The organism is Bifidobacterium sp. UTBIF-78, from assembly GCF_006408945.1.
GTDB lineage: Bacteria > Actinomycetota > Actinomycetes > Actinomycetales > Bifidobacteriaceae > Bifidobacterium > Bifidobacterium myosotis.
Window position 1 is genome coordinate 20,959 of the sequence record NZ_JFAO01000036.1, and the last position, 21,588, is coordinate 42,546.

A 21,588-nucleotide genomic window follows, 5' to 3' on the forward strand; every position below is an offset into this window, starting at 1 on the left:
AAGCGGCGGAACGCATGCGTTGAATCGAAGGCCCGACGCCGTTAGACTGGCAACAGGGGAGAAAAGTTCAGGGGGAACGATGGCCACATCAGCCAAATCATACGACCGGAGGCGTCGCATCGGAGCAGCGTTGCGCCGACTGCTGCCATCCGGCAGACATCCATGGACCATGCCAGTGATTACGCTGCTCCTGCTCATCGGCATGGTCGCCGGCGCGGTGATCGTAAGCACCGTCACCCGACGGCACGTCCAGCTGGATGACGGCACCGTATGGGTCACGTCGCTCAACAGCAGGAAAGCGGCGCGGTTCAACGTGAGGAACCGGGAGGCGGACGCCGGCGTCTCCTCATCCGCCCCTCGATTCGACGTGGCACAGCATGATGGTCAGACCATCCTCGCCGAGCCGAATCAGGCCTCTTCCATCAAGGCCTCCACCGTCGGAGTCGATGCCAAAACGGAGATCCGGGCCAATACCTCGGTCATGGTCGGCGGAGAGACCGCGGCCTTCATCAACGACAAAACCGGCAATGTATGGATCGGGCGGGCGGCGGACCTCGACGGCGTCTCCCCCGCCACAGCCGACCCCGATATGGAGCTCGGAGCGGGCGGGCGCATTGCAGTGACCCATACCGGGGAGGTGTACGGATACCGCCCCGCCGACGGCATGGTGCTGTATGCCGGGAACGCCAACGGACGCGTCAGGGAGCTTGAATCACTGTCATCCGGTCGCCAGCAAAACGCGGACAGCTTCACCGTCGTCGGCGAGACGCCGGTCATCGCCATCGACGGCGCGATCGTGTTCAAAGGCGGGCGCATCGACACCGGTTCGGCGGGACGTCTCACCCTTCAGGCTCCGCCGTCCGACGACGGCCAGACCGGCTGGGTCGCCGCCGCCTCCCCTCAGGGATTGACGATGGCGGCGCTCGAATCCGGCGCAAAACCTTCATTCCTGTCCAACGGCGGCAAAGGCGAGCCCGCGCAACCCGTGTCCCTGAACGGATGCGTGATGGCCGCGTGGAGCCAAAAGGTCAGCAACTACGTGCGAGTCTGCTCGCCGAGCGGTGACGGAGCCAAACTCCAGACTCTGGACTCGGTGGACACCACATCGCAGTTGGTGTTCCGCACCAACCACCGGCTTGCGGTGCTCAACGACGTCATCAACGGCAATGTGTGGAACCCCGAGGATTCCACCAAGGTCATCAAAATCCAATGGAACCAGATCCAAACGGAACAGACCTCCAAGGAGGATCACAACAGCGATTCGGCCGACAACCACCGCGACTTCGCCAAGACCTGTTCCGCGCAATCCGGCCAGATCAAGGCCGTGGACGATACGATAGGCGCGCGCGCAGGCTCCGAACGTATCCTCGACGTACTGCGCAACGACGAGCAGACGGACTGCTCGGTGCTGCGCATCACCAAGGTGGGGGCGCCCGATGGCGCTCGTGTCACCGTCGCTCCCGTATATGACGGGCGATACCTGCAGCTGGACGCCTCGTCGGCATCATCCGGCACCGTGACGTTCACCTATGACATCTCGGATGGACGCGATCAGACGTCCTCGGCCAAAGTGACCGTGAACCTGACCGGCTCGAACAACACAGCGCCCACGCAAACCGACACGCCACCCGAAATCGACGTGGAACAGGGTGCCAGCACCACGACCAACGCGCTTGGCAGCTTCGCCGACCCCGACGGGGACCCGCTCACCTTGGTTTCCGCCGTCGCGCAGAACACCGATCAGGTGCAGGTGTCCACACGCGCCGACGGCCAGCTCACTTTCAACACCGGCGCTTTGGCATCAGGCAGAGTGGGCGTGCAACTCACCGTCTCCGACGGTCAGGCCACCGGCACCGGTCTCATCTATTTCTCCGTCAAACCGGCGAACACACTGGCGGCGATCATCGATCCCGTATCCAAGAGCACCACCCCCGGCACCGACACCACCATCGAACTCGAGCCATATGTGCATGGCACGTCCAGCGAACCGGCTCAGCTTGGTCAGGTGGATGCCCCTGACGGCACCAGCGCCACGGCCAACGCGGCGGACATGTCCATCTCGTTCAAAGCCTCGAAGCCCGGCACCTACTATGTGCCCTACACCATAACGCAGGGATCGATGCCCGCCACCGGTCTGGCACGCGTGGAGGTGCAGCCGGTCCAGGGCGAAGCGGCCAAACCGGTGGCGGCCAATGACGTGGCGTTGCTGGGAGCCGACAATACGGCGATCGTGGAGCCGCTGGCCAACGACGTCGATCCGATGGGCGGGGTGCTGTCCGTCGCCACGGTGACCGCGCCCGCGGATTCCGGTATCAAGGTGGGACTGGTGAGCCACGAGCGCGTATACATCACCGCCCGTCAGGTGCCCACCAACCCATTGGCCATCAACTACACCGCAGCCAATGCGGCCGGCACCGCCAAAGGCGTCATCGTACTGCAGCCGCCGGCCCTGACGGCCTCGAACTCGGCCCCGAAGGCTGGCAACATCAACACGCAGGTACGTGCCGGCGGCATCGTGTCGGTGGATGTGCTGGACCATGTGACCTATCCGGACGGCACCACGGTCAAGCTCAAGGACAACCTGCAATACGACAAGGACACCTTCAAGGGGCTGGCATTCGTCTCGGGCGACACCGTGCGCTATCAGGCATCCCAGCAGACGGGCACGTTCCCGATCACCTACACGGTCGAGGACAATCTGGGCAATGTGGCCTCGGCCACCATCACCATCACCGTGCATGAGCGCAACGCCGAAGGCAAGGCGGCGCCGACCCCGCACGACACCGAGGCGCAGGTCGCCGCCGGCCAGAAGGTGCGCATCCCAATCACACTGAACGGCATCGACGCGGATGGCGACGACGACCAGCTGCTGGGCTTGGGCAACAAGGCGCCGAGTCTGGGACGTATCTCCGAAGTGGGGTCGGACTATCTGGTCTACGAGGCATATCCCGACTCCTCCGGCACCGATACATTCTCCTACGCCGTGGAGGACTGGACCGGCCAGCGCGCGCAGGCGCAGATCCGCGTCGGCGTGTTCCAAAGCTCCTCGAGCTCGGGAGTCTACGCGCGCGACGACGAAATCACGTTGCGTCCCAATACGGCGGCTACCGTGCCCGTCGCCCAAAACGACATTTCAGGCGACAACACCGACCTCACCGTGGACCGGACGGTCAAGGCGCAGGGTCTCGACGACGTGACGGTCAAGGACAACATGATCGCCTTCACCACGCCCGCCAACGCCACCACGGCATACATCGCCTATACGGTCAAGGACAAGGCCAAGCTGTCGGACACGGCCACGCTCACGGTGAACGTGGACCCGAATGCGGCCATCGAACCGCCCACCGCCTACGACTATCGGGTGCCGTCCGCGGCCACCATCGATAAGAAGTCCGTGGATGTAGATGTCTCACAGTGGATCGCCAACCCGTCGGGCACCGCCGATGAGCTCACGGTGGGGGTGCATCCCTCCGCGGCCGACCACGCCCGGGTCAAGGGCGGCGAACGTTCGACCGTCATCACCGTGGACCTGACCTCGCAGGCCAGGGCGGTGCCGTACACCGTGACCAACACCACGCACCACATCACCTCCACGGCATTCATCCAGGTGCCCGCCTACGGCGTCTTCCCTCCCACGCTTCGCCCCAAGGCGCCGGAGCTCAAGGCCAATTCGCGCGAGACGATCACCATCAACATCAACGACTACGTGCGGGTGGGCGCGGGCAAGGAGCCGCACATCGACTCTGCGGCCTCGGTCAGCGCGACCAAGGCCGCCAACAGTGACCTGTACGTGGACGACCACACCCTGAAGTTCACGGCCGTGGACGGCTATTCGGGCCCTGCGTCCATCACCTTCACCGTCACGGACGGCAAACAGGGGGCGGATAAGACCCATATCATCAATTCGGCCGTGCTCTCCCTGCAGATCACCATCGTGGGCCGTGACGTACCGCCGCCCACGTTCACCTCCTCCACCATCGACGTCGAAGCGGGCGCCGAACCCAAGACCGTCGATCTCAAGGCGCTCACCCACGCGCCGGAGGGCATCGCGCCGGAAAACACGCATTACACCTATGCGGGCGGCACGAGCTCGACCGACCAGATCGTCTCGAAGCTCTCCGGCGACGGCATGCTCGAAGTCTCCGCCATGAAAGACGCCAAACCGGGGACCACGGCCACCATCCCCGTGCAGATCGGCTATGAGAAGGGCACTGTGAACGCCGGCGTGACCGCACGCGTGGTGGCGTCCAGCAAGCCATTGGCACGCATCAACGCCAAGACCCTGCAGATCAAGGCGAGTTCCACCGATTCCGTGGACCTGCTGTCCGACGCCTACAACCCGTTCCCCGATTCCCCGTTGACGGTCGTGGCCTGCAAGGCCGATGACGCCGCCAAACTCACCGTCTCCTCCTGCGATCCGTCCGGCCGCATCGCCATCGCCGCGGCTTCGGACATCGGCGCGTCCACCAGCACCATACTGGTCACCGTCGAGGATGGCAGCAAGGTCAAGGAACGGCAGGTGACCGGCACCGTCACCGTGTCCGTGATAGACAAACCGGACCCGCCGCTGCTGTCTCCGGTGGGCGGCGAGCCTCAGAACGGCGCGGTCACACTCACCTGGACGCCGGGTGCCGCCAACGGCAGCCCCATCACCGAGTACCGGGTCAATTGGACCGGTGGGGCGGAAGGCAGCAAGTCCTGCGGCGCGGTCACCTCCTGCCAAATCACGGGACTTGCCAACAACAAGCCATATTCGTTCACCGTCAGCGCCAGAAACGAGGTCGGATGGTCCAAGCCGTCCGCCGCGGTCGAGGCCACGCCCGACCGCGTGCCCACCGCGCCGACCGCGGTGACCGTCACGGGAGGCAACAAGACCGCCACCGTCACCTGGAACGCCCCCGAAGGCGATTTCGGCGCCGTGGACAACTACTCGGTGACCATCACCGGCGCCGGCGCTCCGCAGACCAAGGAGACCAACGGCACGTCCACGCGCATGACGTTCTCGTTCGCCAACGGCGACATCTCGGACGGCACCGAGGTGACCGCCACGGTCAAAGCGCACAACGCCATCAACTGGGGTCCGGCATCCGAGGCATCCGAGGCCGATGAGGTGTGGGGAGACCCGGAAGCCCCCATCATCACGCTGTCAAACAAGGACACCATAGTCACCGCGAACATCACGCTGGGCGACAACCACAACGCCGGTTGCAAGACGATCGTCTTCGGCGGAGATACCGAGGGCACCATGTCATGCACCGACACCTCCACCTCGTTCGAGGTGAACGAAAGCGATCTCAATACCACCGAGCTCACGGTCACAGCCACGGTCGAACCGAAACGCCCCGCCGACGCGGCGACCGGAAAAGCCCGGTTCACCCCCTCCTACACCATGCAGAAGGCATCCGGCGTCTCCACATCCGGCTCCGGCGGCAGATGCACCGTGCGCTGGACCAAGCAGGGTCTGGCCCAATCCTTCGACGTGACGGCGGACGGCCTCGGCAGCACCACCGCCGGCAAGAACGAGACGTCGGCCACCTTCGACATGGAGCCATGGGACACCTGCGGCACGGCATCGGTGACCCAGGTGTTCAACGGCCGCTCCGGCTCCCCCGCCTACGGCGGTCCTTCCGGAGGCGCGCCGTACATCTATGAGGTCAAGGCAAAAATCACCGCGCCGAACAGCCTCACCTGGGGTGACAACAAGAACGTGGTCAAGGTGGATGGCGGTTCGGTGGAGACCTACGGCAAGAGCGCCCGCTACCAGATCATCATCAACGGCATTGCATTCGACTGGCAGCCCGGAAGACCGCTGGACGTGACCGATCTCAAGACCGACAAGGACGGTACCTATCGTTGGAGCGTCAAGGTCACCAGCACGGAAGGTCTGACCGGACTCGACAACACCGCTTCCGGAGGCACGATTCGAGGCAAACGCCCCGGTGTGGACGAAGAGACCGAGGGGGATGCCTCCACGTCATCCTTCACCTCCCGATCCGGCGCCCATGTACTGATCCGGGAGCCTTGGATTCTTGGACTGGCCAATACGCCGGCGCAACAGTCGCATCCGGCGCAGCCTCATCCCGCAGCACGGAACGTGTAGCCATGACGCAGCCCATGCCCTCAGGCGCATAGCCGATAACGCACCATCCATGCCACAGCACCACAGCACCACAGCACGACAACGCAACAGCAAGCAACAGCAGGAGTACACCAATGAACGAGCACCTCGACGACGCAACGCAGTTGTCCGACGCCACCAGACTGTCGGACAACACGAACATGTCCGAGCCGGACGCCACACGGATATCGACGGCACCCCATGACGGCGTGCAAACCGTACACCCCGAGGGCAATACGCCGGCATGGGCCTCGGCATCATCCTCATCGCCCTCCAAGCCCATGGTGCGGCCAAGTCTGCCGCAACGCCCGGGAACTTCGGGAGCGAAGGCCACAAACGCCGCCAAAGACGTCAAAGCCGCCAAGACGCCGGGGAGCCCGGCCACAGGGCATGGGCCGAACACCGCCAAAACCGTCAAAACCACGGGACCCGCAAAAACCGCAGCACCCGTAACAGTCTCGACGGGGAGCCAGGCACACGCCGCGAAGACCGCGAACGCCGCAACGCGAGGATCCGGCGCCGCCAAGCCCGACCGATCCGGCACGTCGCGCCCTTCACCCATCGACTCCGGCCTACTGCCCGAGCCCACCGATGAAATCCGCGATTTCAGGGACTCCTTCAACGCCCTGGTAGGCAACATCTCCAAGGTGGTCGTCGGCAAGACCATGCCGATCAAGGAATGCGTCACCGCGCTGCTGGTCGGAGGCCATGTCCTGTTGGAGGACAATCCCGGCACCGGCAAGACGCAGCTGGCGCGCGGTCTGGCCAATTCCATATCCACCAGTTTCAAGCGCATCCAGTTCACGCCGGACCTGCTGCCGTCGGACGTGGTGGGCGTGACGTTCTACGACCAGAAGACCGGCGACTTCACGTTCCGCGAGGGACCGATCTTCGCGTCCATCGTGCTTGCGGACGAAATCAACCGTGCATCACCGAAGACCCAGTCCGCCCTGCTGGAGGTCATGGAGGAGCAGAAGGTGACGGTGGATGGCGAAACCCATGACGTACCGCAGCCGTTCATCGTCATCGCCACGCAGAACCCCATCGAACAGCTTGGCACCTACAAGCTTCCCGAGGCGCAGATGGACCGATTCCTCATCAAGACCTCGATCGGGTACCCCGGACACGACGTATCGGTGGACATCCTCAAACAACTGGACATCACCGACCGGGCCGGGCAGATCGAGCCCGTGCTCAGCGGCGAGGATGTGATGCGTCTGCGCGAAGTGGCTTCGAGCATCTACGTGGACGACGCAATCCGGGAATACGTGGTGCGTCTGGTGGAGGCGACACGGCACGATGAGAAGATCATGGTGGGCGCCTCCATGCGCGGCGCTTTGGCGTTGACACGCTGCGCCCGCATCTGGGCGGCCGCGGACGGACGTGCATACGTGGTGCCCGATGACATCAAGGATCTGGCCGTGCCTGTGCTCGCCCACCGCATCACGTTGACGCCGGAGGCCACCTTCGACGGCGCTACCGACGAAAGCCTGATCGCCCGGATTCTGGAGGACGTCCCCTCCCCCACCATCGGGCGTTGACGCCACCGTATTCACCGCACACGAAAGTCTGAAAGGGATTCCCATGGATACCGCATCCGCCACGGCGCTGCGCCGACACCGCCGGCGCGAACGCAGGCTGAAGCGCGCCGCCAAGGCGGTCAGACATGCCGTCACCTCCTACGTCTCCCCGCTGGGCTGGATGACCTTGGGGGCTGCGGCGGCATGCCTGCTGGCCTTCCTGCCGCTGGGCTGGACCGAATTGCTGGCATTCGCCATCGTGGCCGGAACGATGATGCTCGCCGCAGTGGTGCTCTCCTTGGGCAACACCCGATTCAACGCCGCAATCTCCCTGTCCAACCGCCGAGTGACCGCAGGCGACACGGTGACGGTTCTCGTCGACATCGACAACCGTGGCCGCACTCCGACCGCCACGGCCCGCGGCAATCTGCCCATCGGAGACGCCCACGAGCGGTTCACCATCCCCATGCTGGGTCCCGGACAGGCCAAGCAGACCGAAGTGACATTCCGTGCGGTCTCCCGTGCGGTGCTGCCCATCGGCCCGCTGCGCATCCGCAAAGGCGACCCGTTCGGCCTGATCCGCCATGAGAAGGAACTAGCCGAACGGCTCACCGTGTTCATCCATCCGGCCACAGTGCGACTGAACACCTTGAATGCCGGCGTGCCTCGTGATCTGGAGGGGCAGCCGTCCGGTCAGATCGTCGATGACGACCTTGACTTCTACGGATTGCGCGAATACGAGCCCGGAGACGATGTGCGCAACGTGCATTGGCTGAGCTCCGCGAAAACCGGTACCCTGATGATCCGTCAGTACGAGGCCACACGACGCACCGACACCTCGGCGACGATCAGCGTCAACCCGGACGACTACGCCAGCAGCGAGGAATTCGAATTGGCCGTATCCATCCACGCCTCCATCGGGGTGCAGTGTCTGCTGCAGGATCGGCCCCTGTACTGCCATGCCGGCGCATCGCATGCCCGCCCGCGCAATGCCATGGCGTTTCTGGATGCAGCCAGCGGCATCGGGCCGGACCGCGACGACAATCCGAATCTGGCGCAGGAAACGCTCAGTCATGCACCGGACGCCTCATTCTATTACTTCACCGTCGGTTCGATGAAGGACCTCGACCAGATCAAACGCATGACCCTTGCGTTGCCGCGTTCGGCCAATTGCGTGGTATTGCAGGCTGATTCCGGCGCGAATCGCGGCATTCGCCGGTTCGCCAACTTCACGCTCGCGACGGTGGGCGAACTCGACGACCTGCCGCCCATCATGGGGGTGCTCGCATGACCGACAGCAACCAGCCCTCACGCACGCCGGCGGGCTTCTTCGCCGCGCCCCGTACGGCACCCGGCAAAACCCCGGGCAGCATCCCCGTCGCCGCGGCCGGGTCGATCTCCGGTGCCACACTCGGCGCGACGGCGTCCACCACGACCGGATCATGGGCCGATTCCACCCACTCGGTCATCTGGATGACCCGTGGCGAACTGCCCCACGGAGTCCATCATGCGCATCGGCAATGGGCCCGGAACCTCATTAGTCTGACGCTGGTGACGGTCATGATGCTCCTGGCCCTGGCCAACCTCATCGATGTCTATGGCGACCCGATAGCTTGGGCCGCCGCCGGTGTTCCCGCCACACTGATCGGGGCGCTCATCGCATGCGCGGGCACCGTTCCAGCCCTGCGCCTGTGGTGGCAGCTGGTGTTTCTGGCGGTATCGCAATTCATATTGGGCCCGGTGATCGCACTCAATGGCACCACCACCGCCCATGTCGTGCCCTCACTCGACACATTGAGCAAAGGATGGGCAGACACCTTCGGTTCGTTCAAATACCTCATTTCCATCACACCACCCATCGGCACCGCCGATGGCAGTCTCATGGCCCTCTGGACCATGGGATTGTGGCTCACCTTCCTGGCCGGCATATTCGCCGTCCAAGGCAATGCATGGCTTTCGCTGGCCGGAGTGCCGCCGCTGGTGGCCGCCATGGCCCTCAGCGCGCTGCTCGGCACCGGCACCGGCTGGCAACGCCCCCTGTGCGGCACGGCATTCGCGTTGCTGCTCATCATCTGGCTGTCCTGGCGTCTCGAGCTGTTCGAATGGGGACGCTGGCTGTCCAGCCTTATCATCGTGGCGCTGGCCATCGGACTCGCGGCCGGCGGCACCACGCTGACGTCGCAGCCGCGCTTGGTGCTCAGGGACCGGTACAACCCTCCGCTGAGCCCCTATGACTACACCAGCCCCCTCAGTGGCATGCGATCCTATATCAAGGATCATAAGAAGGACGTGCTGCTCACGGCCACCAATCTGCCCGCCGGTACGCCGGTAAGGCTCGCGGTGATGGACCGTTTCGACGGTTCGGTGTGGAATCTGTCCGATTCCAGTGAGGCTGCCGGCTCCTCGAATTACGAGCGCGTGGGCACGAGCATCGCCACGAAGGAACAGGGCTACCCGTTCACCGCGACCTTCACCGTGAACAAGGGGCTCGCGGACTCCTGGCTGCCGTTGGCGGGCATGGCCACCGGCGTCCGATTCACGTCGTCCGGCGAGAACACCTTCTATTACAACGCCGACACCGATTCGGCGATCATCCCTTCCGGCACCCATGAGGGAATGACCTATACGGAATCGGGCATCATCCCAGTCAAACCGACCGACAAGCGGATCAACCAAGCCAAGGCGTCCCGCGTCAGTCAGCCCGAAGCCCGTGAGGTCCCTGATTCGGTGAGCAAACTGGCCACATCCATAGCCGGCGGTCAGGCCTCAGGCGGGGCCGCGGCAACCGCGCTGGCCGATACGCTCAGGGAGTCCGGTTGGTTCTCCCACGGTCTTCAGGGCGATTACCCTTCGGAGGCCGGCCATGGCAACTACCGGGTGAACAAGCTGCTCGCCGGCACCGCCATGGTGGGAGACTCCGAGCAATACGCCTCCGCCATGGCGCTCATGGCCCGCGAACTGGGACTGCCCTCCCGCGTGGTGATGGGATTCCTGCCCAAGAATCAGGAAGGCGATATCACCGATGCGCGCACGAAGAAGACGACGGGCAATACCACGGTCACCGAATTCACCGGCAACGACGTGACCGCATGGGTGGAAATCAAATTGCAGGGATTGGGATGGGTGGCCTTCTATCCCACTCCCAAGGAGACCAAGATTCCCGACGAAAACCAGAATCTGACCCCGCCGAACCCGCAAACGCTGGTTCGTCAGCCTCCCGTGCCGCTCACCGACCCTCTGCGCGACAAAACCCAGGCCAAGGGGCAAAGCTCACTGGCCGGCGCTGATGCCGACGCCGACTCGGCGAACCTGTTCTGGACCCGATTCCAGAGGGTGGCGGGAGCCGTGGCGCTGTATGGCAGCCCGCTGTGGGCCCTGCTTATCCTGTGTGGCCTGATTCTTCTGATCAAGGCCCTCGCTCTGGCCCGCGCGAGGCGTCATGGCAGCCCGCAAACCCGTGTGGCCGCCGGCTGGAACGCCATCTCCTCCCTCGCCGAACAAAGCGGCATCACCCCCAAGGGCACCAGACGCGACCAGGCCGAGTCCATAGCCCGCCAGCTCGGCACCGGCGGACAGGCCCTCACCCAGTTGGGGCGCGAAGCCGATTACGCTTCGTTCTCCGGCAAGGCGGTACTGTCCAGTCAGGCCGCCGCATACTGGCGGAGCGTGGACCGGCTGCGTAAAACCATGCTCGCATCCCTGCCCGCCTTACGGCGTCTGAAGACCAGACTTTCGTTGAAAAGCGTGGTTATACTGTCCAGTAGGCGCGCCGACAGATCGAAGCGGCAACGCACGGCAACGAGGGCGCGCACACCCAAGAAGGGGACGAAATCATGAGGTCAGGTTCCATCCGCACCGCAATCGCCAGCGACGTGGGCCTGAGGCGCCGGAACAATCAGGACAGCGGCATCGCGCGTCGTGGCGTATACGTGGTCTGTGACGGCATGGGCGGCGGCATGGGCGGCGAACGGGCGAGCAGACTTGCCGTGGAACGGCTCGCCCGGCTCGCCGACCAGCCCGAACGAGGACGTGACGATATCGACAACGCTTTGGCCGAAGCCCAACACGACATTCTGGCTCTGGGACTGGAGCTCGGCGGCGTGGCCGGTACCACGATTTCCGGTCTGATCCTGCCGACCGTCCCGTCCGAGGCATCCTCTCCTTCCAAGATGAGCATCCCTTCTGAGGCGACCTCCCCGTCCAAGGAGACCGCGACAGCTACGCCAACCTCAACGAATACGCGAGCGGAAACGTCCACAGCGACCGCAACGACCGCTAACCCCGAGCCGGCCAAGGCCTCGCGCGAATTCATCGATCAGGCCTATGTCGTCAACATAGGGGATTCACGCACCTACCACATGAATCCACTGCCCCGGACCGACGCGGATGCAGAGCCGACGACGACCGATGATGGACTCACCGATGTCACGCCGTTATGGGACGCCACCTCGCTCACACGCATCACGAGGGACCATTCGCAGCGTCAGGAGGCCATCGATTCGGGCCGCATGCTGCCGGAAGTGGCCGAGGCCACGATTCCACGCAATATCATCACCCAATGTCTGGGCGACCCGAACGGCATCAAGCCGGATGTCTACGTAGCGGACATGGTCGGACGGTTCATCGTCTGCTCGGATGGATTGCACGGCGAGGTTCCCGATGATCGCATCGCCGCCATCGCCGCAGCCCACGCCAACCCGCAGGAAGCCGTGGACGCCCTGCTGGCCGCCGCACTCAATGCGGGCGGCACGGACAACATCACTGTGATTGTGGTCGATATGCCACCGGTCTCCCCCAAGCATCACGCCTTCAGCGCCTACAGGCTGAACGTGGGTGAGGAAATCGGCGTCATCGAAGACTCAACACTGCAAACACTACGAACGTTGCGTTCGGCATAGCCGAACGGGAGTCAAGGAGGAATTACCCATGGTCGATTACGATGCCGCGGTCGCCGCCGTACAGGACCCGAACGCAGATCCGGTGCTGCTGGCGAAAATCGCCTACGAAAACCCGGAATTCGGCGCCAATGTGGCGGTGAACCCCCGATGCTATCCGGGACTGAAGCGCTGGCTCGCCGAGTTCGGCGACGAACGCGCCCGCGAGACGCTGGCGCAGATCGGATTCACTGCCGATGCCATCGGAGGCCCGGTGGTCGATAGGGAGACGGCCGAATCCGACAATCCGCAGAGTTCGCAGACCGCATATGCCGGCGACACGTCCTCCGTCGAAACAGGCGCGGCGGGCGAAGAACCCTCCCCCGATACGCAAACGCAGGAAGTCGGCCCAGACGCACCGGAGTATTCGGCTGAGGCCTCTTCGGCCCAGACACCCTCCGCCCCGGCCGCGTCGGAATCGTACGCAGCCGCCGACATGGCTTCGGATGCCGCGTCTTACGGCGGGAACAATGGTGCATGGACGCCGGCAGATAATCAGGCCACCGCCAACGACGCGCCTCAGCATGAGGTATACGCCGATTTGCAGTCCGTCTCGGACCTACCGGCGGACGCCTCCGCATACGGCACCGATCAATCCGGGGCCGCCGACGTCACCGGCGCCGCTCCGACGAACGATTCGTATGCCGCGTATGCCCAGACCGCCGCGCAACCCACTGCCACCCCCGTCCAGCCGGTCTTCGAGGAGCCGGTGGTGACCAACCCCTATGGATTCACCGTGCAGCTCGCACTGACCACCACCGATCAGATGCAAATCGCCCAGATCGCCCAATATGCGCCCGAACTGCGTGTGTGCATCGCGCGCAATCCCAATACGTATCCCGCACTGCTGGACTGGCTCGCCCAATTGGGCGATCCGGCGATCAATGCCGCCCTGGCCTCCCGCCAGTAACGTCCAGCGAAGGAAAGGACAGCGATCATGGCCTTCATCCCCTATCCCCCGGCACCGGAATTCGGCTGGTATGAGGACGACCGGTCCACAGTGGATTCCGTTGCAGACGTACCCGAATCATCAACGGCATCAGTGACACCAGCAGCACCCGAATCATCAACCGTATCGGGATCAGCAGCACCAGCCACATCCGAATCATCAGCCGCAGCATCAGCATCCGAATCATCCGCAGCACCCTCATCATCAGCCATATCAACCGCACCCGAACCATCCTCAGCACCCGAATCCGGCCCGGCCCATGCGGACATCACGCCCCATGCCGCCGAAGACGACATCTCGGATTGGGACAGCACGGTGCTCTCCTCCGCCTTCACGTCGAAGGCCCCGCAGAAGACGTATCTGCTTCACAACGACGTCACCGGCCAGACCATCGTGATCGACAAGAGCACGTTGCTGGGCCGCAAGCCGTCCATGGACGTGCCGCAGGGCGCCAAGGCGGAGCGCGTGGAGGACCCGACGCGCACCACGTCACGCAACCATGCCGCCATCAGCATCGATACGGATGGCGCGCTGTGGATCGAAGACTACGGTTCGCTCAACGGCACCTACATCATTCAGGACGGGCAGGAGACCCAGGTGGTCAAAGGCACACCAAGGCAGCTCGAGGCCCCGTCCACCGTCCGTATCGGCGACCAGTTCTTCCACTTCACCGAACAGGCCGAACGGTAGAGCGGAACAGGTGGAATAGCGGTAGCGCAGAACAAGCCAAGCGGTCACAGTCTCTGCGCTACCGTCATTCCGCCATCATCGCCACCACCATTCCGCCGTCGTGCTCGGATGGTAGTGCCGTCATCGCCGGCATCACCGTCCGTCCGACACCTCCACCAGTTCGGGCGACTTGCGCACGGAGAAGCGGAACATCAGCGCCGCCAGCACCACGCCGAACACCGCCATCGCGGCGAACACCCACATGCTCTGCGCGAACGCGCCACGATTGGCCGCCGGCGCATCCAGGCCGTCGGCCGAGGCCATCATGACGAATTCGGAGAGCAGCGCACTGGCGACGGCCGTGCCTATGGCGCCGGCAAGCTGCTGCACGGTGTTCATCACCGCCGACCCGTCGGCATTGAGACGTGCCGGCAGCTGGTTCAAGGCATGGGTCTGGTCGGGCACGAGCACGAATCCGCTGAACGTCATGAACAGCATGTAGGCCACGGCGACCGCCCACACGTTGGAGGCGCCGACGATAAGCGCGACGTCCACAAGCGTCACTCCCACGAATCCCGGCAGGATGAACTTCGGCGGGAAATGGTTCTTCAGCGCACCTCCGATCATCGGGGCGGCCACCGCGCCGGCCACGGCACCGGGCAGCAGCACGAGGGCCGCGTTCATGGACCCCATGCCCTGACCGCGCTGCAGCAGGATCGGCAGCAGGAAGTTCACGCCGAGTACTCCGCCCGAACTCATGAGCAGGATGAGCATGCCCAGCGCGAAGCCGCCGTAGGCGAACACGCGCACTTCAATCAGCGGACGCGCCATATGCAGCTGCACCACAGCGAACACCGCCAACACCGCGACACTGCCGATCAGAACGGCCCAGAAGCGCCAGTCACCGTTCCATGTGGCGAAGAAGCTTACCGACACGATCAATCCGGCAAGTCCCAAAGCCACTAGCAGCAAGGACGGCACACTGATCGAGGCCTCCTCACCCTTGCGAATGTCGGGGATCGTGGTCACACCCAGCAGGAACGACACCAGCAGGAACGGCAGCATCGTGTAGAAGATCCAATGCCAGTCGAGGTATTCCATGACCACGCCGCCGAACACCGGCCCCACGGCCGGCGCCGCGCAGGTGACCAGACTCACGATGCCCAGCATGGCCCCTCGCTGTTCCAACGGCGCCTTCTCCAGAATGATGTTGGTGATCAGCGGCAGCGAGATGCCGGTGCCAAGGGCCATGACCAGACGGGCGGCCAGCAGCATCGGGAAGTTCACGGCGCATGCGCCCAGCACCGTGCCGGCGGTGAAAATGGACACCGCCGCGACGAACAGCGTCTTGGTGGCGAACCGTCGCACCATGAACGGAGAACTTGGAATCGCCACGGAGAGCAAGAGCAGGTAGCCGGTGGTGAGCCATTGCACCACCGAGGCGTCGGTCTCGAACTCTTCCATCAATGTGGAGTAGGCGATGTTGAGCGAGGTCTCGGACAGGATGCCAAGGAAAGTGAGGATCGCCAGCGAGACCACCGCGATAACGAGCCCGCCCGCAACCGGCCGTTTGCCGCCGTCACCGGCTTCGGGCACGCCGGCCGGTGAACCCTGATGTACTGTTTCGGTCATGACATCCTCGTTTCCTGATATTCGTCCATCTGGTATTCGTTCATGAGACGCAGCGTTTCGTTCAACGTGCACACGGTGGTCTCGCATTGTTCGAGAGTCAGCCCGCCCAGCACATGACTCAGTCGCGCGTGGTATTCCTCCACGTACACACGACGGAGCTCACGCCCACGCGCGGTGAGGGTGAGCGTCACCGCGCGGCGGTCGGACGCATCGGCATGTTTGACAAGCAGTCCCAGCTGGGCCATCTCTCCCACCAGTTTCGTGATTGATGGCGTGGTGACGCCCAGAAACGCGCTCACGTCGCCCACGCGCGCGGCACCCACGTCCTGTCCGCCGGGCTCATTGAGGTGCCAGACAGCGTCGATGATGTGGATGTACCGCGGTTTCAGCCCTTTCGGCAGGGCCGGCATCAGTTCGGTGACGGTCTTCGCCTTCCAGCAGGCGTCCAGCAGCCGACGGACCTCCTCCACCGGCAGCTCGGTGTTCTCCATGTATCACCCCTCTAATTAGTTACTATTGATAATTACTGCAAGTAACTATATAAAGGCATGCGGGGACATAAAAGCCAGGCACGCGCCAAACGGCCCACCACTCACCGGACAAACCACCACTCACCAAACGCCACCACTCGTCGAACACAGCGACCCTCACGCCACGAGCTCGCCCTACCCGCCGAGTATCGACCCGGTGGTCTCGATACACATGCCAGCCCAGCATGCCGAGTACCACCCGTCTGAGGACCGACCACCCACCCCATCCAACAAAACGACGGAGAAACAGGCGCGGGCATGATCGCGCCCATGGGCAATCGCATCATTACAATGACATGCGGCATGCGATGGATTCGCACCGAATGCCGCTTCCAGATGTCACATGGAGGATGAAGCACCCATGACCTCGATTCGCCCCGACAGCCACACCGATACCGACACCGACACCGACGACCACGCCCTCGACCATTCCCTCGACCCGGCACACGGCCACAACGCCCCCAATAAGCCTGCCCGTCCCCAAACCCCGCAGACGCAGTCCGCGCACCCCGGCACCGGCGCCATGATCATCACGCTGATGATCGGCTCGTTCGCGGCCGTACTCAATCAGACATTGATGATCTCCGCCCTACCCACGCTCATGCACGAGTTCGACGTGCCCAACAGCACCGTACAATGGCTCACCACCGGGTTCATGCTCACCAACGGCATCATGATCCCAATCACCGCGTTTCTCATCGAGACGTTCACCACACGTCAGCTGTTCGGCTACGCGATGGGCATGTTCTTCGCCGGCTCGCTGGCCTGCGCACTGGCTCCGAACTTCGCGCTGCTGCTTGCCGGCCGCATCCTGCAGGCGTGCGGCGCCGGCGTGCTCATGACGCTCCTGCAGACCGTGCTGTTCCGCGTCTACCCGCCCGAACGCCGCGGTCAGGCCATGGGCATGTTCGGCATGGTCATCGCCTTTGCGCCCGCGCTCGGCCCCACCATCTCCGGCCTGTTGGTCGAATGGCTCAGCTGGCGTTGGATGTTCGCCATCCTCGTCGCCATCGCCGGCGCCGTGCTCGCGGCCGCATGGTTCACCGTCTACAACGTGGGCGAGCCGACGCACCCGCATATCGACGTGGCGTCCGTGATGCTCTCCACACTCGGTTTCGGCGGCGTGCTGTTCGGCTTCTCCGACGCGGGCAAGGCCGGATGGGCGAGCGCCACGGTGCTGGTCTCCCTAGTGGTCGGCGTGGTAGGGCTTGTGCTGCTCATCGTCCGCCAGCTCAGGCTTGACCAGCCGATGCTCGACTTCCGCATCTTCGCGATTCCTATGTTCTCGCTGTGCCTGACCGTGTCGGTGATCGGCTTCGCCTCGTTCATCGGCATCGAGAACGTGCTGCCGCTGTACCTACAGAACGATCTCGGCGTCAACGCGCTCGAATCGGGCCTGATCATGATGCCCGGCGGCATCGTGATGGGTCTGCTCAATCCTGTGGCCGGCCGTCTCTATGACCGTATCGGCGGGCGCCCGATCGCCCTGATTGGCTTCACCCTGCTCACCGTGGCCGCGGTGCTGCTCGCCACGATGAACGAGCACACGCCGGTGTGGCAGCCGGCGCTGTACTTCACGGTGCTGCTAGCCGGCTCCGCGTTCAGCTCGATGCCGCTGGTCACCGCCGCGCTGAACCAATTGCCCGGCCAGCGCATCCCCCATGGCACCGCGATGAACAACACGATGCGCCAGACCTCCGGCGCGATGGCCATCGCCCTGCTCATCACCATCATGAACACGCACGCCGCCAGCGCCGTCCGATCCGGCATGGATGAGGCCGCGGCCTCCACCCTCGGCATGCGCGCCTCGTTCCGCGACGTGGCCATCGTATGCGCGGTCTGCCTCGTCGCCTCTCTGTTCATCCGCGACCGCGGCCGCAGGGTCAAGTAGCGGTTCCCGACGCGCATCAGCGGGAATCGCTCAGATCATAACCAGCAACACGTGTCCGATTTGTCCGATATTGCCGATATGTCCAGTAGCGGCTACAATCAAGGGAAGCGCCATCGGAAAGGAACAGTCATGACCACATTCGAGGCAATCCCCATTTCCCAAGTCAGCAAGGGGTCCGCATACATCACATCAGGAGACGGCACAGCAATACCGCTGGACGCAGAGGAGCTACGTCGCGCGTTCGATGCGATTGTGCATGGCGGCGGCACGGACCTCATCACCACAGGCGAAGCCGCGCAGATTCTTGGCGTCTCTCCGAAGACGGTCGCGCGCATCCTCGACTCCGGAGAAATCCCGTTCACAAGATACGGCGCAAAAGGCAACCGCATGGTCTCCCGGGCGCAGGTCGTCGCCTACCGCGATAAATCCAAAGCCCATGGACGTCAGGCACTCGAGGAAATGCGGGAGGCCGCCAGCCAAGGCGGATTGGACGACGTCGATTACACCGCCTACCTGTCCCGTTTCAACTGAAACCGGAAAAGAGGAAATCCACTATGGTCATCGCCTTCCTCGATGCGAACGTCTTCCCTCACACATGGTTGACGGACGTATTGCTCACGTTCGCCGACCATCATCTGTTCGACCCCCAGTTCTCAGATGACGTGCTCGAAGAGGCGCGGCGCGCGGCGAATCAGCAACGCCAACAGGAACGAGGATGTCTGGATGCTCAGCGAGCCGACCATCACCATGCCTCCCGTAAGCATTATTCTTCCGGAGGCATTGAAAGACTCCATTGTGCGATTCCCCTGAACATATCCCACTCCGGTCGTCCGCCTCGGCGTGGCATGGTGTCAAACGATCACATGATGACGTCAACGATGGTTGACGCACTCCCCTGCTGCTGCCTCGCCATCACCCTGCATCGACTGGATTTCTCTTTGGGCGAGCTCTTATATTGTTTCACACAAGGTGTGGATTGCTTCACCTGTAAGCTCCGACAACCCAAGTCTTGCCACTCCCATTCGGGGCCTCTCAGCGGACGGCCTCGAACGAACAACGAATAACGTACGACAACCCGCAACCTCCATGCCAACCCGCTGCCAGCCACGGCGCACCCCGCCATTCCAGCCCTTCCGTTACCATGGTGGGCGGTGGTTTGGCATGGATTCGACCGCTATGCGGAACACGCGCCGCATGGAAGCGGACGACAAGGCGGGACGACGGCAACGCGACCTACGGACGGTGACCGTCGATCGCATGTGTCAATCTGCATGCACGAACCAAAGAAACGGCGGAATTCCAACATTTTTAAGGAGTAGCTGCACCTCATGGCAGAATTTGTGTTCCAAATGATCAAGGCGCGCAAGGCCTTCGGCGACCGTGTGATCCTTGACGACGTGACCCTGAGCTTCCTGCCGGGCGCGAAGATCGGCGTGGTGGGCCCCAACGGCATGGGCAAGTCCACGCTGCTCAAGATCATGGCCGGCCTGGAGACCGTGAGCAACGGCGAGGCCACCCTCACCCCGGGCTTCACGGTCGGCATCCTGCAGCAGGAGCCGCCGCTGGACGACACCAAGACCGTGGGCGAGAACATCAAGATGGCGTTTGGCCCGATCGCCGAAAAGGTGGCCCGCTTCAACGAGATCGGTGAGGAGATGGCCAACCCGGACGCCGATTTCGACGCCCTGATGGACGAGATGGGCAAGCTCCAGACCGAGATCGACGCCGCCAACGGCTGGGATCTCGACTCGCAGCTCGAGCAGGCCATGGACGCCCTGCAGTGCCCCGACCCGGACACCCCGGTCAATGTCTGCTCCGGTGGCGAGCGCCGCCGTGTGGCCCTGTGCAAGCTGCTGCTTGAGGCCCCCGACCTGCTGCTGCTCGACGAGCCCACCAACCACCTGGACGCCGAGTCCATCCTGTGGCTGGAGCAGTTCCTGCACCAGTACAAGGGCGCCGTCATCGCCGTCACCCACGACCGTTACTTCATGGACAACGTGGCCGAGTGGATCTGCGAGGTCGACCGCGGCCACCTGTACCCGTACAAGGGCAACTACACGACGTATCTGGAGACCAAGGCCAAGCGTATGGAGATCCAGGGCGCGAAGGACGCGAAGCTCGCCAAGCGACTCAAGGACGAGCTCGACTGGGTGCGCTCCTCGCCGAAGGCCCGTCAGGCCAAGAACAAGGCCCGTCTGGAGCGTTACGATCAGATGGAGACGGAGGCCCGCAACAACAAGAAGCTCGACTTCTCCGAGATTCAGATTCCGGCCGGCCCGCGTCTGGGCTCGCTGGTGCTCGAGGCCAACCACCTGCACAAGGCGTTCGGCGACCGCGTGCTCATCGACGATCTGAGCTTCACGCTGCCGCGCAACGGCATCGTGGGCGTAATCGGCCCGAACGGCGTCGGTAAGTCCACGCTGTTCAAGACCATCGTGGGCCTCGAGCCGCTCACCAGCGGCGAGCTGAAGATCGGCGACACCGTCAAGATCAGCTACGTGGACCAGAACCGCGAGGGCCTCGACCCGAACAAGAACTTGTGGGAGGCGGTCTCCGGCGGTCTCGACTTTATCGAGGTTGCCGGCGTGGAGGTGCCGACCCGCGCCTACGTGGCGAGCTTCGGCTTCAAGGGCTCCGACCAGCAGAAGCTCACCGGCGTGCTCTCCGGCGGCGAGCGCAACCGTCTGAACCTCGCCCTGACCCTCAAGCAGGGCGGCAACCTGCTGCTGCTCGACGAGCCCACCAACGATCTGGACGTCGAGACGCTGGAAAGCCTCGAGAACGCGCTGCTCGCCTTCCCGGGCTGCGCCGTGGTCATCTCCCACGACCGTTGGTTCCTCGATCGCGTCGCCACGCATATCCTCGCGTGGGAGGGCGATGACGAGAACCCGGCCAAGTGGTACTGGTTCGAGGGCAACTTCCAGGCCTATCAGGAGAACCGCGTGTCCCGCCTCGGCGAGGACGCGGCCCGCCCGCACCGTCTGCACAAGAAGCTCGTGCGCGGCTGATTCGACCGTCAGCGGACATGCATGCGGCGGGTCGGCATAGGCCCGTACGCATCATTCGGTAAGGCGGCCGTCACCATGTCGGTGGCGGCCGCCTTACCGTATCCGAGTGCCCGTATCCGAGTGCCATAAGCCGTCAATCGAATGGCCCACCGGTTCCCAGCGCTCGTCCACTCTCCACACTCCACCGCATCAGGCGGCAATCCCTAAGCAGCTCCAAACCACTCCGCACCACCCGGACAACGCCCATGTCGGCGTCCGCATCATGGCCACATTCCACGACTAACCTCACGTTTACCTTTCTCACAGGCTCGTTACACGGCGTTCAGCCATCTCTTAA

General features: G+C 63.7%; 13 protein-coding genes and 1 pseudogene. 11 read left to right on the forward strand and 3 right to left on the reverse strand.

Annotated elements, in window-relative coordinates; genetic code table 11:
- The first annotated feature begins 79 nt into the window (after positions 1 to 79).
- From BG22_RS08385 to BG22_RS08420, 8 genes and pseudogenes are all read left to right on the forward strand, one after another.
- Complete coding sequence (locus BG22_RS08385; protein WP_140494775.1) at positions 80 to 6,100, forward strand: Ig-like domain-containing protein; 6,021 nt, start codon at positions 80 to 82, stop codon at positions 6,098 to 6,100.
- Positions 6,101 to 6,213: 113 nt separating this feature from the next.
- Complete coding sequence (locus BG22_RS08390; protein ID WP_094667133.1) at positions 6,214 to 7,659, forward strand: MoxR family ATPase; 1,446 nt, start codon at positions 6,214 to 6,216, stop codon at positions 7,657 to 7,659.
- Between the two features lie 43 nt (positions 7,660 to 7,702).
- Positions 7,703 to 8,929, forward strand: coding sequence for a DUF58 domain-containing protein (locus tag BG22_RS08395; protein WP_094667134.1), 1,227 nt, complete (start codon positions 7,703 to 7,705; stop codon positions 8,927 to 8,929).
- 182 nt (positions 8,930 to 9,111) lie between these two features.
- Positions 9,112 to 11,475 carry a transglutaminase domain-containing protein gene (locus BG22_RS08400; protein ID WP_233428126.1) on the forward strand — a complete coding sequence of 788 codons (2,364 nt, stop codon included), beginning with the start codon at positions 9,112 to 9,114 and terminating at the stop codon, positions 11,473 to 11,475.
- Positions 11,472 to 12,536 (forward strand): PP2C family serine/threonine-protein phosphatase, encoded by a 1,065-nt coding sequence (locus BG22_RS11225; protein WP_233428097.1) that lies wholly within the window; start codon positions 11,472 to 11,474, stop codon positions 12,534 to 12,536. The genes BG22_RS08400 and BG22_RS11225 overlap by 4 nt, the downstream gene beginning before the upstream one ends.
- Positions 12,537 to 12,564: 28 nt before the next feature.
- A pseudogene (locus BG22_RS11505) lies at positions 12,565 to 12,801 on the forward strand (hypothetical protein); the annotation flags it as partial.
- Entirely contained in the window at positions 12,787 to 13,482 is a 696-nt protein-coding gene (locus BG22_RS11365; protein ID WP_375137714.1) for a hypothetical protein, read from the forward strand. The pseudogene BG22_RS11505 and the gene BG22_RS11365, both read left to right, overlap by 15 nt.
- Before the next feature lie 27 nt (positions 13,483 to 13,509).
- On the forward strand, positions 13,510 to 14,211 hold the full coding sequence (locus BG22_RS08420; protein ID WP_181163458.1) for an FHA domain-containing protein: 702 nt from the start codon (positions 13,510 to 13,512) through the stop codon (positions 14,209 to 14,211).
- A gap of 132 nt (positions 14,212 to 14,343) precedes the next feature.
- On the opposite strand, the gene BG22_RS08425 is transcribed toward BG22_RS08420, so the two are convergent.
- Both BG22_RS08425 and BG22_RS08430 read right to left on the reverse strand, forming a co-directional pair.
- Entirely contained in the window at positions 14,344 to 15,822 is a 1,479-nt protein-coding gene (locus BG22_RS08425) for an MFS transporter (RefSeq protein WP_140494777.1), read from the reverse strand.
- Positions 15,819 to 16,313, reverse strand: a complete 495-nt coding sequence (locus tag BG22_RS08430) for a MarR family winged helix-turn-helix transcriptional regulator (RefSeq protein WP_140494779.1) — start codon at positions 16,311 to 16,313, stop codon at positions 15,819 to 15,821. Before BG22_RS08430 ends, BG22_RS08425 begins: the two co-directional genes overlap by 4 nt.
- Before the next feature lie 382 nt (positions 16,314 to 16,695).
- Here BG22_RS08430 and BG22_RS08435 point away from each other — a divergent pair, with 382 nt between their 5' ends.
- Positions 16,696 to 18,243: an MDR family MFS transporter gene (locus BG22_RS08435; protein WP_219846939.1), complete on the forward strand. Its 1,548-nt coding sequence runs from the start codon at positions 16,696 to 16,698 to the stop codon at positions 18,241 to 18,243.
- Positions 18,244 to 18,372: 129 nt separating this feature from the next.
- Positions 18,373 to 18,774 carry a helix-turn-helix domain-containing protein gene (locus tag BG22_RS08440; RefSeq protein ID WP_181163459.1) on the forward strand — a complete coding sequence of 134 codons (402 nt, stop codon included), beginning with the start codon at positions 18,373 to 18,375 and terminating at the stop codon, positions 18,772 to 18,774.
- Positions 18,775 to 18,896: 122 nt separating this feature from the next.
- Here the strand turns inward: BG22_RS08440 and BG22_RS10895 are convergent, their stop codons facing one another.
- Positions 18,897 to 19,037: a hypothetical protein gene (locus BG22_RS10895; protein ID WP_181163460.1), complete on the reverse strand. Its 141-nt coding sequence runs from the start codon at positions 19,035 to 19,037 to the stop codon at positions 18,897 to 18,899.
- A 534-nt stretch (positions 19,038 to 19,571) separates the two neighbouring features.
- Between BG22_RS10895 and ettA the strand changes: the two genes are divergently transcribed.
- Positions 19,572 to 21,251, forward strand: coding sequence for an energy-dependent translational throttle protein EttA (gene ettA / locus BG22_RS08445; protein ID WP_140494783.1), 1,680 nt, complete (start codon positions 19,572 to 19,574; stop codon positions 21,249 to 21,251).
- Positions 21,252 to 21,588 lie beyond the last annotated feature (337 nt).

Bases quoted from the DNA above. Each gene is read 5' to 3' on its own strand.
- BG22_RS08390 (WP_094667133.1), top strand. From the start codon at position 6,214: ATGAACGAGCACCTCGACGACGCAACGCAGTTGTCCGACGCCACCAGA.
- BG22_RS08440 (WP_181163459.1), top strand. From the start codon at position 18,373: ATGACCACATTCGAGGCAATCCCCATTTCCCAAGTCAGCAAGGGGTCC.
- BG22_RS08425 (WP_140494777.1), bottom strand. From the start codon at position 15,822: ATGACCGAAACAGTACATCAGGGTTCACCGGCCGGCGTGCCCGAAGCC.
- BG22_RS08395 (WP_094667134.1), top strand. From the start codon at position 7,703: ATGGATACCGCATCCGCCACGGCGCTGCGCCGACACCGCCGGCGCGAA.
- BG22_RS08430 (WP_140494779.1), bottom strand. From the start codon at position 16,313: ATGGAGAACACCGAGCTGCCGGTGGAGGAGGTCCGTCGGCTGCTGGAC.
- ettA (WP_140494783.1), top strand. From the start codon at position 19,572: ATGGCAGAATTTGTGTTCCAAATGATCAAGGCGCGCAAGGCCTTCGGC.
- BG22_RS11225 (WP_233428097.1), top strand. From the start codon at position 11,472: ATGAGGTCAGGTTCCATCCGCACCGCAATCGCCAGCGACGTGGGCCTG.
- BG22_RS10895 (WP_181163460.1), bottom strand. From the start codon at position 19,037: ATGGAGTCTTTCAATGCCTCCGGAAGAATAATGCTTACGGGAGGCATG.
- BG22_RS08435 (WP_219846939.1), top strand. From the start codon at position 16,696: ATGGAGGATGAAGCACCCATGACCTCGATTCGCCCCGACAGCCACACC.
- BG22_RS08400 (WP_233428126.1), top strand. From the start codon at position 9,112: ATGACCCGTGGCGAACTGCCCCACGGAGTCCATCATGCGCATCGGCAA.
- BG22_RS08385 (WP_140494775.1), top strand. From the start codon at position 80: ATGGCCACATCAGCCAAATCATACGACCGGAGGCGTCGCATCGGAGCA.
- BG22_RS08420 (WP_181163458.1), top strand. From the start codon at position 13,510: ATGGCCTTCATCCCCTATCCCCCGGCACCGGAATTCGGCTGGTATGAG.